Origin of the sequence: Streptomyces sp. NPDC059874 (genome assembly GCF_042731135.1) — a bacterium.
Taxonomy (GTDB): Bacteria; Actinomycetota; Actinomycetes; order Streptomycetales; family Streptomycetaceae; genus Streptomyces.
On the sequence record NZ_JBHWJY010000080.1, the window covers coordinates 1 to 13150 of the forward strand.

15 protein-coding genes are annotated in these 13150 nt (G+C 69.4%); 6 read left to right on the forward strand and 9 right to left on the reverse strand.

Annotated features, from left to right (window positions below; translation table 11 throughout):
• Nucleotides 1-222: 222 nt before the first annotated feature.
• Genes ACFV9H_RS32900 through ACFV9H_RS32910 form a run of 3 tightly spaced genes read right to left on the reverse strand, consistent with a single transcriptional unit; the run spans nucleotide 223 to nucleotide 2224 of the window.
• A complete protein-coding gene (locus ACFV9H_RS32900; protein ID WP_385405550.1) occupies nucleotides 223-975 on the reverse strand; it encodes an SDR family NAD(P)-dependent oxidoreductase in 753 nt (250 codons plus the stop codon).
• Entirely contained in the window at nucleotides 972-1958 is a 987-nt protein-coding gene (locus ACFV9H_RS32905; RefSeq protein ID WP_385405552.1) for a 3-oxoacyl-ACP synthase III family protein, read from the reverse strand. Before ACFV9H_RS32905 ends, ACFV9H_RS32900 begins: the two co-directional genes overlap by 4 nt.
• An 11-nt stretch (nucleotides 1959-1969) precedes the next feature.
• Nucleotides 1970-2224, reverse strand: a complete 255-nt coding sequence (locus ACFV9H_RS32910) for a hypothetical protein (protein ID WP_030390264.1) — start codon at nucleotides 2222-2224, stop codon at nucleotides 1970-1972.
• 205 nt (nucleotides 2225-2429) lie between these two features.
• Here ACFV9H_RS32910 and ACFV9H_RS32915 point away from each other — a divergent pair, with 205 nt between their 5' ends.
• From ACFV9H_RS32915 to ACFV9H_RS32940, 6 genes are all read left to right on the forward strand, one after another.
• Nucleotides 2430-3326: a class I SAM-dependent methyltransferase gene (locus ACFV9H_RS32915; protein ID WP_385405555.1), complete on the forward strand. Its 897-nt coding sequence runs from the start codon at nucleotides 2430-2432 to the stop codon at nucleotides 3324-3326.
• Between the two features lie 49 nt (nucleotides 3327-3375).
• Nucleotides 3376-4899: a flavin-containing monooxygenase gene (locus ACFV9H_RS32920; RefSeq protein WP_385405637.1), complete on the forward strand. Its 1524-nt coding sequence runs from the start codon at nucleotides 3376-3378 to the stop codon at nucleotides 4897-4899.
• Between the two features lie 30 nt (nucleotides 4900-4929).
• A complete protein-coding gene (locus ACFV9H_RS32925) occupies nucleotides 4930-6462 on the forward strand; it encodes an FAD-binding protein (protein ID WP_385405558.1) in 1533 nt (510 codons plus the stop codon).
• A 94-nt stretch (nucleotides 6463-6556) separates the two neighbouring features.
• Nucleotides 6557-7030 (forward strand): SRPBCC family protein, encoded by a 474-nt coding sequence (locus ACFV9H_RS32930; protein ID WP_385405560.1) that lies wholly within the window; start codon nucleotides 6557-6559, stop codon nucleotides 7028-7030.
• Nucleotides 7027-7863, forward strand: coding sequence for an alpha/beta fold hydrolase (locus tag ACFV9H_RS32935; RefSeq protein ID WP_385405562.1), 837 nt, complete (start codon nucleotides 7027-7029; stop codon nucleotides 7861-7863). Before ACFV9H_RS32930 ends, ACFV9H_RS32935 begins: the two co-directional genes overlap by 4 nt.
• 12 nt (nucleotides 7864-7875) lie before the next feature.
• A complete protein-coding gene (locus ACFV9H_RS32940; RefSeq protein WP_385405564.1) occupies nucleotides 7876-8541 on the forward strand; it encodes a 4'-phosphopantetheinyl transferase in 666 nt (221 codons plus the stop codon).
• A 695-nt stretch (nucleotides 8542-9236) separates the two neighbouring features.
• Here ACFV9H_RS32940 and ACFV9H_RS32945 read toward each other — a convergent pair.
• From ACFV9H_RS32945 to ACFV9H_RS32970, 6 genes are read right to left on the reverse strand one after another with little or no spacing between them, the layout of a single operon-like run.
• Nucleotides 9237-10430, reverse strand: a complete 1194-nt coding sequence (locus ACFV9H_RS32945; RefSeq protein WP_385405567.1) for an enoyl-[acyl-carrier-protein] reductase FabV — start codon at nucleotides 10428-10430, stop codon at nucleotides 9237-9239.
• Nucleotides 10427-10690 carry an acyl carrier protein gene (locus ACFV9H_RS32950; protein ID WP_385405569.1) on the reverse strand — a complete coding sequence of 88 codons (264 nt, stop codon included), beginning with the start codon at nucleotides 10688-10690 and terminating at the stop codon, nucleotides 10427-10429. The genes ACFV9H_RS32945 and ACFV9H_RS32950 overlap by 4 nt, the downstream gene beginning before the upstream one ends.
• A gap of 16 nt (nucleotides 10691-10706) precedes the next feature.
• A complete protein-coding gene (locus tag ACFV9H_RS32955) occupies nucleotides 10707-11903 on the reverse strand; it encodes a hypothetical protein (protein ID WP_385405572.1) in 1197 nt (398 codons plus the stop codon).
• Nucleotides 11900-12499, reverse strand: a complete 600-nt coding sequence (locus tag ACFV9H_RS32960; protein WP_385405574.1) for a hypothetical protein — start codon at nucleotides 12497-12499, stop codon at nucleotides 11900-11902. The genes ACFV9H_RS32955 and ACFV9H_RS32960 overlap by 4 nt, the downstream gene beginning before the upstream one ends.
• Nucleotides 12500-12553: 54 nt before the next feature.
• Complete coding sequence (locus tag ACFV9H_RS32965) at nucleotides 12554-12793, reverse strand: hypothetical protein (protein ID WP_385405577.1); 240 nt, start codon at nucleotides 12791-12793, stop codon at nucleotides 12554-12556.
• A 5-nt stretch (nucleotides 12794-12798) separates the two neighbouring features.
• A complete protein-coding gene (locus tag ACFV9H_RS32970; RefSeq protein ID WP_385405580.1) occupies nucleotides 12799-12996 on the reverse strand; it encodes a hypothetical protein in 198 nt (65 codons plus the stop codon).
• Nucleotides 12997-13150 lie beyond the last annotated feature (154 nt).

Consider the following 13150-nt stretch of genomic DNA (forward strand, 5'->3'; position numbering starts at 1 on the left):
TTGACCGCACGCCCGCAGCCCGCCCCCCCCCCCGGGGGGCGCCCCCCCCCCCCGCCTGACCCGCCTGTAGCACAACAGCAGGAACCAACACGCCCGCCGCCGCGGGATTCCCGCGGCGGCGGCCTTCTTCGTACGTCGTCACGACCTGACCCGGGCACGACGAGCGGCCCCGGCCTCCCGGGGGGACGGGAGGCCGGGGCCGAGGGGGACGACCGCGGGGGGTCAGGTGATGGACACTCCGCTGTCGATGCTGATGACCTGGCCCGTCATGCAGTCCTGGTCCAGGAAGAGGCCGGCGCTGCGGGCGACCTCTTCGACCGTGACGAAGCGGGGGATGGGGGCCTTGTCCTCCATGCCCTCGATCACCCGCTCCGGGAGGGTGTTCGTCATACCCGTGATCATGAAGCCGGGGGACAGCGCGTTGACCGTCACCCCGCGCCGGCCGCACTCGGACGCGAGGGTCCGGGTGAAGCCGATCAGACCGGCCTTGGAGGCCGAGTACGCCGTCTGCCCGGCCGTCGCGATGATGCCGGACGGGGACACGATGTTGATCACCCGGCCCCACCGCTGCCGCAGCATGTACGGCACCGAGGCGCGGGCGGTGTGGAAGGAGCCGATGAGGTTGGTCTGGATGACCTGCGCCCAGTCCGCCGGGTTCTGCATGGCCATCAGGCTGTCCTTGCGGATGGCCCCGTTGTTGACGAGGACGTCCACCGGGCCGAGCTCCTCGGAGATCCGGGCGTAGAGGGCCTGGGTGGCCTCCCAGGACCCGACGTCACCCGTGACCAGCACCGACGGGTTCACCAGTTTCTCCCGGACGGCCTCCGCGGCCTCCTTGGAGCTGTTGTAGTGGACCGCGACCCGGCAGCCCAGTGAGTCCAGCTCCAGCGCCAGGGCCTGGCCGAGGCCGCCCGAGGCGCCGGTCACGAGCGCGACCGGGGACTCCGGTCGCACACCCGCACTGTTCTTGCTCATGCCGCGACACCGCCCCATTCCATCAGGATCGAACCCCATGTCATGCCGGCTCCGAAGCCGGCCAGCAGCACCTTGTCGCCGACCTTGATCCGGCCCTCGTCCAGGGCCTCGGTCAGCGCGATCGGAATCGACGCCGAGGCCGTGTTGCCGTACTTCTGGAGGTTGGTGATCAGGGCCTCCTGCCGCAGGCCGGTGTGCGACAGGATCGAGTTGATGATCCGGATGTTGGCCTGGTGCGGTACGACGTGGTCGATGTCGGCCGCGTCCACCTTGGCGCTCTCCAGCGTCTCGCGCACCGTGCGGACGGTGTAGCGGACGGCGTTGAGGTAGATCTCGTTGCCGTTGATCTGCGCGTAGTGGAGGCCCGCGTCCAGCGTCTCCTGGGTGGTCGGCATCCGGCTGCCGCCGGCGAGCACCTTGAGCGAGCCGGTGCAGGCGCCGTCGGCGCCCAGGTTCCACGCCTTGACCCGGTTCTCCGCGCCCGGCTGCAGGACGATCGCACCCGCGCCGTCGCCGACGAGGATGGACAGGTCCCGGTCGGCCGGGTTGGCCGTCAGGGTGTGGGTGTCGGAGCCGATCAGCAGGATCGGGCGGGGGTCGATGGCGATCAGCGCCATCGCGGACACCAGCCCGTAGACGAACCCGGCGCACTCGGAGTTGACGTCGTGCGCGCTTCCCGCGATGTCCAGCTCGTGGTGGACGAACGCGGAAGTCGCCGGGGACGGCTGCTCGGGCGTGGCGGTCGCGACGATGAGGTGGGCGATGTCGGCGCCGGTCAGGCCCGCCTTCTCCAGCGCACGCCGGCCGGCCTCGACGGCCAGGGAGGCGGTGGTCTGCCCCGGGTCGACCGCCCGCCGCTCGCGGATGCCGCAGCGGCTGGTGATCCAGTGCTCGTCCACGCCGAACCGCTCGGCGAGCTCGGCACTGGTGACGATGCGTTCGGGTACGGACATGCCCCACCCGGTGATGTCGAAGCCGGTCACGTCACCCCTCGCTACGCCTGAGCCGGGACGAGGTCGACGATCTTCGCGTACACGTCACGGAGGGTGGTCGTGTCGTCGAGGTCGGCGAAGAGGGACTCGTCGGCCGGGATGTGCGGGTACTGGTTCTGGAATCCGTACAGCCACTCCATCAGGTCCAGCGAGTCGACGTCCGCGATGTGCTGGAGCGGGGCGTCGGGGCTGACCTCCGCGGCACCCGAAACGGCCTCGAGCTGGCTCGCCAGTTCTTCGATGGTGGGCAGCGACATGGGGTCGGTCCTCTCTCGGCAATGCAACTCGGCAGTACGTGTCTGGTTTTCGAGAGCGATAAAAGCGCCGTCCCCGCAAGGAAGGCGCAACACGGCCCCGTGGCTCGAATCCGGTCCGTCTTGCGCACGCCTTGCGGGGCATCCGGTTTTCTCTGACGCGAATTCGGAAATACGGCCCGCCGGACACGCAGGAAAGAGGATCAGGATGACAACGGTCGCCCCCAAGTCGGTGGACCCCGAGGTCGATGCGATCAGGCACCACTACGAGGTCAGCAACGATTTCTACCGGCTCCTGCTGGGCCCCACGATGATGTACTCCGGCGGCTACTGGGAGGACGGCGAGGACCTCGTCGCCACCCTGGACGAGGCCCAGGAGCGCAAGCTCGACAAGTTCGCCGAGCTCGCGGGCGTCCGGGCCGGCTCCACCAAGCGCGTCCTGGACATCGGCTGCGGCTGGGGCACCATGCTCAACCGCCTCACCACCGTGCACGGCGCGGAGCAGGCCGTCGGCCTGACCCTGTCCCGCACGCAGGAAGCCTTCATCGACGGGCTGAACAACCCGAAGATCACCACGCTGGTCCAGAGCTGGGCCGACTACAAGGTCGCCGACGACAGCGAGAAGTACGACGCCGCGTTCTGCATCAACGCGCTGGAGCACTTCGTCTCCTCCAACCTGCCGCCGAAGGAGCGCACCAAGCGCTACCGCTACTTCTTCCAGCAGGTCGCGAACGCCCTGAACCCGGGCGCCAAGTTCGTGCTGCACACCATGACCGCCGAGGCGCTGCCGATGAACCGCGCGCTCCTCGACGACCTGAAGTTCCTGCAGCGCTCCGAGTTCGAGGGCTGCCACATCCCCCACCTGCACGAGCTGAGCTCCGCCGCCGAGGGTCTCTTCGAGATCGACGAGGTCGTCAACGAGCGCGAGTCCTTCGCGATGGCCTGCCGCGCCTGGCTGGTCCTGCTGGCCGAGCGCCGGGACGAGGCCGTGGCCATGGAGGGCGAGGAGGTCGTCTCCCGCTTCGAGCGCTACCTCGACATCTTCGCGTACACGCTCGAGGACAAGTTCTTCAACAACTTCCGCGTCACCATCACCCGCCGCTAAGGAGACCGACGTGGCGAGCATTCTCAACCCGGCCAAGGACGGCGGGGCGCTGACCGGCACCGCGGCGGCTCCCGGCGGCGGCGGCCCGACCCGGCACCTGCGGGTCGCGGTCATCGGCACGGGCTTCTCGGGCCTGGGCACCGCCATCCGACTGCTGCAGTCGGGCATCGACGACTTCCTGGTGTTCGAGCGGGCCGACGAGGTCGGCGGCACCTGGCGCGACAACAGCTATCCGGGTTGTGCGTGCGACGTCATGTCCCACCTCTACTCGTTCTCGTTCGCCCAGAACCCGAACTGGAAGTCCACCTTCGGCAAGCGCGACGAGCTGTACGCGTACCTGCGCGACACGGCCGACCGCTTCGGGGTGCGCCCCCACATCCGGTTCGGGCACGAACTCGTCGCCGCCCGCTGGGACGACGGCGAGCGGCACTGGAAGATCGAGACCTCGCAGGGCGAGTACACCGCGCAGGTCCTGGTCACCGGCACCGGCTACCTCAGCGAGGCGGCCGTGCCGGACATCAAGGGCCTCGGCGACTTCGAGGGCAAGGTCTTCCACTCCTCGAACTGGGACCACGACCACGACCTGGCCGGCCGGCGCGTCGCCGTCATCGGCACGGGCGCCTCGGCCATCCAGTTCGTGCCGCAGATCCAGCCCGAGGTCGGGCACCTGGACCTCTACCAGCGCACGCCCCCGTGGGTCGGCCCGAAGAACGACAAGGCGACCAGCCCGCTCCAGGCCAAGCTGCTGCGTTCGGTGCCCGGCTACCAGAACTTCCGGCGGAACTTCAACATGTGGGGCCGGGAGATCCTGGCCTTCGTGATGGCCCGCCCGAAGGTCGCCGGGAAGATGCAGAAGATGGCGAGCGACCACCTGAAGAAGTCGGTCCCGGACGAGGCGCTGCGCGCCAAGCTCACGCCCGACTACGTGATGGCCTGCAAGCGGCTGCTCTTCTCCAACACCTGGTACCCGGCGCTCCAGCAGCCCAACGTGGATCTGGTCACCGACGGGATCGCCGAGGTCCGCGCCAAGTCGATCGTCGGCAAGGACGGGGTCGAGCGCGAGGTCGACACCATCATCCTGGGCACCGGGTTCCAGGCCACCGACCGTCCGGTCGCGAAGCGGATCTGGGGCCGCGGCGGGGTGCAGCTGCGCGACGCGTGGAAGGACGGCATGTCCGCGCACCGCGGCACGACCATCGCCGGCTTCCCCAACCTCTTCATGCTGCTCGGCCCGAACACGACGCTGGGGCACTCCTCGCAGGTCGTGATGATCGAGGCGCAGATCGCGTACGTCCTCGACGCGCTGAAGCAGATCGAGAAGCGGGGCCTGGCCAGCGTCGAGGTCCGCCAGGAGGCGCAGGACGCCTACAACAAGGCGCTCGACGCCAAGCTCGACGGCACCGTGTGGAACGCGGGCAACTGCCAGAGCTGGTACCTGGACGCCAGTGGCCGCAACCCCTCGATCTGGCCGACGTACACCTGGCGCTTCCGCGGCGCCACCAAGCGCTTCGACCTGAGCGAGTACCAGCTCGCCTCGCAGGTGCGCACCAGCAAGCCGGTACCTCACCAGTAGTACGCCACGGGATTCGGGAGACGCACCCAGATGAGCACTACCCCAAGAAGCACCGCCGGCACCTCCGCTGACGCCGTCGCGCAGCCTTCGCGGCGCAGGATCCTCAGCGGCATCGCCGCCACCGCCGTCGCGGTCGTCGGCTGGAACGCGGTCGACCAGAGCTGGGCGACGGCCGCGGAGGCCGCCGGCAACGCGAACATCGTCCCGGTTCCGGGACTGGCCGGCACCCTGACGACGGACCCGGCCACGGTCGACTCCTTCGGCCACGACTTCGGCCACCTGTGGGACAACGCGAAGCCGTGGGCCGTGCTGCGGCCGGCCAACATCGACGACATCGTCAAGATCGTCAACTTCGCCCGGGTCAACGGCATCAAGCTCGCCGTGAACGGTCAGGGCGGCACGGGCAACGACATCGAGTCGCACTCGGTGTACGGCCAGGCCCGGGTCCCCGGCGGCATCTCCATCGACGCCAAGGGCATGTCGAAGATCCTCTCCATCGGCAGCGACTACGCCGTGGTCGAGGCCGGTGTGACGTGGGGCCAGCTGACCGACGCCACCCTGGCGCTGGGCAAGACCCCGCCGGCGCTGCCGGACTACCTGTACATCTCGATCGGCGGCACCATCAGCATCGGCGGCATCGGCGGCACCGTGCAGAAGTACGGCCTGCTGTGCGACACCGTGCAGGCCATCGACATCATCACCGGCGACGGCAAGCTGGTCACGGCCACCCCGTGGCTGCGCCCGGACCTGTTCAACGCCGCCCTGTCGGGCGGCGGCCAGGTCGGCATCATCGTCCGCGTCAACGTCAAGCTGATCCCGGCGCCGACGCGCTCGGTCATCTTCAGCCTCTTCTACAACGACCTGACCACCTACCTCGCGGACTCGGAGAAGGTGCTGGCCGACGGCCGCTTCCAGGTCCACGCGGGCGAGATGCTGCAGAAGCCCGACGGGTCGGGCTGGCGCTACAAGATGGAGGTCGGCGCCACCTACACCACGACCCCGCCGGACCGCGACAGGCTGCTCGCGGACCTGAGCGACGTACGGGCCGACGCGATCATCGAGGACGTCTCGTACCGGGACTACATGTTCCGGCTCGACGCGTACGAGGCGTACCTGAAGGAGTCCGGCCACTGGTACCAGCCCAAGCCGTGGCTGAGCATGTTCCTGCCGGCGTCGAAGACGAAGACCTTCATGCAGCAGGTCGAGCGGGAGATGAACGCCGAGTCGCTGGGCGGCGGGTTCCTGCTCTTCTACCCGTACTTCACCTCGAAGATCAAGCGGCCGCTGGCGGTGCAGCCGAACGAGTCGGTCGGCTACCTCTTCGACCTGCTGCGCTTCCCGAACCCGGGCGCGGACATCCAGGGCATGCTCGACCAGAACCGCCGCCTGTACGAGATCGCGCGCGCCATGGGCGCCAAGCGCTACCTGGTGGGCTCGATCCCGAACATGACCCGGGACGACTGGAAGGCCCACTTCGGCAACCGCTGGACGGCCTTCTGCAACGCCAAGCGCAAGTACGACCCCAACAACACCTTCACGCCCGGCCAGGGCTTCTTCGCCTGACGGCGGCCCTACCGGTCGTGGAGTTCCGGCGGGGGCGGGGAGAGGGACCCCGCCCCCGCCGCCCCTTTTCCCGTATCCAGCTGGAGGCTTCGACATGACGACGTACGACCTGATCGACGAGGCGGTGATCGACGCCCCGGCGGACGCCGTCTGGGACGCGCTCGTCGCGGAGTTCCGCGGCGGGGAGAAGTGGTGGGTCCCGGCCAACACGTTCAAGACGGTCTCCGGCGCCCCCGACGAGGTCGGCGGCCTGGTGGGCGTGACCGTGCACACCAAGGGCTCCGACAAGGGCGGGCTGAAGCTGCGCTTCACCTCGCGCACGGTCGCGGTGGAGCCGGGCCGCCGCCTGGACATCGAGTACGTGGACGGGGTCTTCCGGGGCCCGAGCACGTTCCGCCTCGAGCCCCTGGCGGACGGGCGCACCCGGATCTCCATGCACTTCGTGGGAACCCCCCACGGCTGGCTCAAGTTGCTCTCCAAAGTCGCGGACCTGGGCGCGGAGCACTCCAAGGGCACCCTGGCGGCGTTCGCGTCCCTGGACCGTCAGCTGTCGGCGGTCCCGCGGTGACCACGGCCTCGGAAACCACCCACGAGCTGACGGTCCGCACGGACGACGGCGCCGAACTCGCGGTCACCGTCCTCGCCCCGCTGGCGGGCACGCCCACGGCCGGTGACGTGGTCCTCGTGCACGGCTGGGCGCACGCCCGCCGGGCGTGGGGCACGGTCGCGGACCGGCTGATCCGGGCCGGCCACCGGGTGGTCCTGTACGACCAGCGCGGCCACGGCGCCTCCACGGAGGGCCGCACACCGGTCTCGGTGGAACGCCTGGGCTCCGACCTCGCGGCGGTGCTCGCCGAGACGGGCGCACGCGAGGCGGTGGTCGTCGGCCACTCGGGCGGCGGGTTCGCGGCCCTCTCGTACGCCGCCACCTCGCCGTCGGCGGGCCGGCTGCGCGGCCTGGTGCTGCTGGGGACGGCGGCGCACGGCCAGGACACCCCGGACAGCGAGGTGAAGATGATGGGCAGCCCCGTCTTCTCCTGGGCCCTTCGCCGTCCGTGGCTCGGCCGCAAACTGCTCGGCTCCACCATGGGCAAGGGGGTCGACCCCATCCTCCTGGACGTGAACCGCCAGATGTTCGCGGCGACGGTCCCCCGGGTCCGGGCGGACTTCTTCCGCTGCACCCGCGGCTGGGACCTGCGGGCGGCCCTGTCCTCGGTCGCGATCCCGGCGGTCGTCGTCCACGCCGAGGCCGACAAGGTGATCGACATCGCGCTGGCGGAAACCCTCGCGAACGCCCTCCCCGACGCCCGGTTCGAACGGGTCCCGGACGCGGGCCACATGCTCCCCCTGGAGCGCCCGCACCTCGCCGTCGCCGCGGTCTCCGAACTCGCCTCGCGGTGAGGTGACCCGGCTTTGATCGAGGAACTCCTCCCCCCGGGCGTCACGTCATCGGAAGCCTTCGACGACGCGGCGCCCGCTCCTCTCTTCCCCGCCGAGGAGGCCCTGATGGAGGGCCGCCGGGCGCGCCGGCGCAGCCAGTTCGCGACGGCCCGCGCCTGCGCCCGCCGCTGCCTCGCCGGCCTCGGCCGCCCCCCTGTCCCCCTCCTCCCGGGCCCGGGAGGCGCCCCGCAGTGGCCGTCGGGCGTGGTGGGCAGCATCACCCACTGCGAGGGCTACCGCGGGGCGGTGGCGGCCCCGGCTTCCTCGGTCGCCGCCCTGGGCATCGACGCGGAGCCGGTCGGCCCGCTCCCCAAGGGCGTCCTGTCCCTGATCGCCTCCGCCGAGGAACGCTCCCACCTGGCCGCCCTCACCTCCGCTGACCCCTCCCTCCCCTGGGACCGCATCTTCTTCTCGGCGAAGGAGGCCGCCTACAAGGCCTGGTACCCGGCCACCGGCATCTGGCTCGGCTTCCGCGACGCCACCCTGACCCTCTCCCGCGAGGGCACCTTCGAGACCACCCTCCACCCACCGGTCCCCACGCCCGTGGACCCGGTGTACGAGGGCCGCTGGCTGGCCGGCCCGGACCTCGTCCTGACCGCGGTGGCCCGCGGGGTCCGCGACGTTCCCCCGGCGGCTTGAGCACGAGGTGAAATCGGAATTTTCTCGTAAATCTGGATTTTTAGAACTTTCATGGAGGAATCACTGAACTCCTGAACCAGACGTCCGTCTCGGGAGAACCTGGCAGTCCAGAGCGCACTTCCCAGCAGCCCAGACCCGGGGGCCGGGAGACGGACCACCAGACGGAAAGGCTGGGCGTGTGACCGGGTTCTCCGGCACGCCCGTGGACCCTTCCGTTGTCCGAGCTCTTCGCAGTACTTCGTGATGCCCTTCCTGAAGTCCTTGGTGGCGTTGGAGCCGCCATCGTCGTTGGCCTCAGTCTCTGGGGCTACCGCAAGCTCAAAGCATCTTCGGCGCGTCAGACCGTGGCTGGCGCGCAGCAGGCACCGGCCGCTCTGCCTGCTGCCCCCGAGGCTCGCCGTTATACGCTCCTCGGCACCGTCGCGTCCGATGGTGGTCCGGCATACCTCATCAGCACCCGACCCGCAGGCACCAAGATCCGCCATCGGGTCGGGGGCGGCCGTAGTGAGCGGTTCGAGCTGACAGATGCAAGGCTCTCCGATGGGACGTTCGCTGCAGAGCCGCTCGACCGATACCTGTAGACCTGGCATCCACACCCCTGGCGGGGTCCGGCAACTGGCCGGGCCCCATGCTCGCGCGAGACTTGGGCGGTGAGCACCAAGGTGCGTTGAAGGGGTGTGGATTTGCGACGCTGCTCAGGCGCTCGGCTCCGGCCACGACACCGTCGTCTCTGCGGGCTGCTCGTAGTCAACCCCGTCAACACCCCACCCGTACAGCTCGCGGATCTGTCCCATGAACCAGTCCGCTCCGCCCTGCGCGCGCTCCAGTCCGGCTTCCGGGTCCGCCCACAGCTCGCGTACCCGGTCCTGGACCTCGTCGTCGAGTTCCCAACTGTCCAGCCGGATGCGGCCCTGCTCGTCCAGTACCAGCGGTGTCGCCCCCGTCAGCTGCTCCCACAGCTCCCCGGCCTGATCAGCCGTCGTACGGAACTCGTCTCCGAGGACGGTCCGCAGGAAGGCCGTGTACAGGGCGATCGAAGGAATCGCGCTCGACGCCTGCGTGACGGCCGCGCCCGCGACCGCGGTGAAGGCTCGGCCCGTATCTCCCAGCTCGGCGTCCAAGTACCCGGCGGTCCGCTCCAGGTCCTCCTTCGCCGCACCGATAGTGCCTTGCCGGTAGATCGGCGCCGTCAACTCCGAGCCGATGTATGTGAGCGCCACGGTCGTGAACCCGTCGGCCAGCAGGCTCCGTCCGGCAAGGGCTTCCACCCACAACCGCCAGTCCGCGCCGCCCATCACCTGCTGAGTCGCGTGCCGCTCCTCGTCGCTGGCCGCCTCCAGGAACACCTGTCCGACCTTCGGCGCGTCACCGGAGAAGTCCAGCGCTGGAGCCTCGTACGGCCCGCCGAGCGGCTTGATCACCGAGTGGTGGACCGTGCCGGTCGCCGGGTCGGTTCGACGTGGAGCAGCCAGGCTGTAGATCAGGTAGTCGACCTTGCCGTACCGCTCCTCCACCAGGGCCAACACCTCCTCCTTGCCCGCCTCGGAGAACGCGTCGGTGTTGACGAACACGAAGTCGCAGCCGGCGTCCCGGGCCAAGACGTCGGCGGCTGCGGTGCGGTACCAACCCGCCGTGGCGGTGCGCCGCTCGGTCTCCGCGCCCTCGAAGGCGACACCCACACCCCGGATGCCCTGCTGTCGCAGCCCCGTCAGCAGCGTGGCCAGCCCGTACCCGGCGCTGTGGCCGAGGAGCAGCACCACCGGGCTACGGCCGTCGGCGCGTGCCGGGATCTGCTCCCACGTCCGGCGCACGGTCTCAGCGGCCCCGTCCGGGTGGGAGTTGACGATCAGGAAACCGCGCTGCTTCGGGTCGATCTGGCGAAGGCTCACCGTGCGTCCATTCCATTCGGTACGAGCCGGGCGAGGAGGGCACGCACGTCCGTGACCGTCTTGAGGCGACCGGTGTCCTCGTCCGGGATGACGACGGTCAGGCGCCGTTCGAGATCGGTCACCAGCTCGGCCAGGGCCAGGCTGTCGATCCCGAGGTCCTGCTCCAAATGTCCGCCTTCGGGGATCGTATCGATGCCCTTGCCCGCGACCCGTGCCAGCACGGTACGGAGAACATGCTCGGTCGTTGTCACCTTCAGCATTGACGATGCTCCTTCCTCAGTGGGCGTCGGCCGTCTTGGCGGGACGCAGGCGTGACATCAGCGCGTCCTGCCCGATGATTGGCAGCGGCCGGGCTGCCGACAGGTCATTGGTCTCGCGGTATTTGTCGCTCAGTAGGGCGCACGAGGCGCAGAACCCGCCGCACGTCGTCTCGGTGATGAACTCCTCCGGGACCGCACCGTGCAAGCCCCGCAGGCCACCGCCGTTCGCGATCCGCGCCAGGTAGGAGTCATCGTTCGCACGCTCCACGATCGTGCGCAGCCCGTCGGTGAAGATGTTCCCGAAGCCGAGTGACTCGGGGACGTCGAAGGAGGCGCACGCGTACATGCGGCCGTCCTGCTTCACCAGGCCCGACGGCAGGATGTACGTGCCCACCGTCGGCGCGAAGCAGTCGAAGCAGCGGTCCATCCAGCGTTTCACCGTTGTGTGGCCGGGCCGGTTGACCTTCTGCTGCTCGGGCAGCCGCTCGTTGTCCAAGTAGACGCGCATCGTGGAGTGCACCCGGTCGTGCGGGAAGTCCCCGTACGTCTTCTCGTACACCTCCATCAGCTCGTACACCTTGTGCTCGCGGCTGTCCGGGCTGGCCAGCGAGGACACGGCGACGTTCAGTTCACGGTCGCTGTAGTGGGTGACCGCGTGGTGCAGGATCCGGGCGACCCACTCCAGGGGCATGGTCTGCTCGCCGACAGACAGCATGATCAGCGGCACGAACAGCCGGTTCTCGAACAGCCCGGCCTTTTCCAGCTGGTCGAAGGTCCGCTCGCAGCGGCGCCGGGCACCCCACACACCGTTCGTGGTCAGCTTGGAGATGTCGATGCCCCGCCGGCTCAACGCTTTGATCAGCGGCATCAGCGCATGGACGGCCACGAACGGCTCCCCGCCGGTCACAGCAGCCGACGGCAGGCCGACCGCATCGAACTCGTCAACCAGGCTCGCCCGCTGCTCGGGACTCATCGTGTTCCCGGAGGCGAGTGGCAGCGCGCCCATCCCGCACGACGGGCAGCTGTCGTTGCACTTCGTGGTGATCTCCAGCTCCAGGCGCAGCGGCCGGTACCGCATCGCGCCCAGCCCGGCAGCCTCGAACCGGCGCTCGATCGCCTCGAAGACGTCCGTGCGTTTCGCCGCGTACTTCCCCAGGAACGGCCGCACCTCGCCCCGGCCGGCGATGAACGTGTACTGGCCTTCCTTGATCACGACTGTCCCCCCTGGTAGGAGACCGGGGCGAGGTCACGCTCGATCAGGGAGTTCCCGGCGCGGTACCAGACGGCGCAGATGCCGTCGTCCGGGGTGCCGTAGAGGTTGTGGGTACTGGTGTAGAAACCGAGGTCGGCCAGGCTCTGGCGGCTGACCGGCGTCCTGTGGGTGGGGTCAAGGGCGAGGACGTCGACGGTGTCCGGGTTTGGGGTGGTGATCACTACGCCGAGTTCGGCGCCGTCCTGGAGTACGCGTACGAGTCGTTCCGGATCGGTGAGGTGCTCGATGACCTCCAAGCAGGCCATCCAGTCGAAGCGCATCGGTGGCTGCCAGGTCTCCAAGTCGACGTTGCTGGTCCACCGGTCCACTGGTAGATAACGGCCTCGCCAGCCGTGCTCGGTGCGCAGGCACACATCCAGCTCGGTGTGCCCGGCTCCGATGTCGGCGACGCTGTGCCGGTCGCACAGGCCGCCCGTGCTCATGCGGTCCGCCGCAATCTGGTAGCGGGCAGCCCGCTCCAGGTAGGTGCGGCGGACGAACTTCTCTACCGCCACTGGTGCGGAACGTGGGCTGTGCGGGAGTGCGGGTGCTGGCATGTTCGGCTCCTCGTGCTGGGCTGTGGCGATGCCGCGGGTGTGCCCGGCGGCGGGTCAAGAGGTCACCTTGCGGATGTCCCGTATCAGCGCTTGGCGTTCGCGGCCGGATGGCAGTCGGACCCACACGTACGCGTGATCGGCATCGATGCCGTCCCACCCAGAGCCGACCTGGACGATGTGGCCGGTGATCTCCGCCGGCTTCTCGCGGGCGCGGTCCTCGGGCTGGACGTAGGAGGTGCCGGTGACCAGGTCGCCGACTGTGTAAGGCGCGCGGCGGCCATGTGTCGGGCTCATGGAGCTCACTCGTCCCCCTCGACGACGTCACCTTCGCTGTCACTGTCGTCGTGGAAGATCTCTTCGGGGTCGTCCCACCAGGCGACGAACGCGGCGAGGCCGTGCTCGGCTCGGGCGAGGGTGCGGGCCGAGAGCGTGTCACCGGGAGCGCGAAGGTGGATCCATGGTGTGCGTGCCGTGGGCTCGTTGCTGTAGGTATGCATGGCGCTCCTCCGGCTCGTGGCGGTCAGGGTGCGGTCCAGGAGCAAGCCGGGCCTCACCCCGCCGAGGTGTGTGCAGTGGGTAGTCAACTCGTCACGGCCGGTCGGGTCGCCGGGGCGGCCGGACTTTCCGCCGGACTTTCCTCTCGCCGTCCCC

Excerpts from the sequence above, each read along its gene's own strand:
- ACFV9H_RS32900 (WP_385405550.1), bottom strand. The coding sequence starts at position 975 with ATGAGCAAGAACAGTGCGGGTGTGCGACCGGAGTCCCCGGTCGCGCTC.
- ACFV9H_RS32910 (WP_030390264.1), bottom strand. The coding sequence starts at position 2,224 with ATGTCGCTGCCCACCATCGAAGAACTGGCGAGCCAGCTCGAGGCCGTT.
- ACFV9H_RS32915 (WP_385405555.1), top strand. The coding sequence starts at position 2,430 with ATGACAACGGTCGCCCCCAAGTCGGTGGACCCCGAGGTCGATGCGATC.
- ACFV9H_RS32925 (WP_385405558.1), top strand. The coding sequence starts at position 4,930 with ATGAGCACTACCCCAAGAAGCACCGCCGGCACCTCCGCTGACGCCGTC.
- ACFV9H_RS32930 (WP_385405560.1), top strand. The coding sequence starts at position 6,557 with ATGACGACGTACGACCTGATCGACGAGGCGGTGATCGACGCCCCGGCG.
- ACFV9H_RS32950 (WP_385405569.1), bottom strand. The coding sequence starts at position 10,690 with ATGCTGAAGGTGACAACGACCGAGCATGTTCTCCGTACCGTGCTGGCA.
- ACFV9H_RS32960 (WP_385405574.1), bottom strand. The coding sequence starts at position 12,499 with ATGCCAGCACCCGCACTCCCGCACAGCCCACGTTCCGCACCAGTGGCG.
- ACFV9H_RS32965 (WP_385405577.1), bottom strand. The coding sequence starts at position 12,793 with ATGAGCCCGACACATGGCCGCCGCGCGCCTTACACAGTCGGCGACCTG.
- ACFV9H_RS32970 (WP_385405580.1), bottom strand. The coding sequence starts at position 12,996 with ATGCATACCTACAGCAACGAGCCCACGGCACGCACACCATGGATCCAC.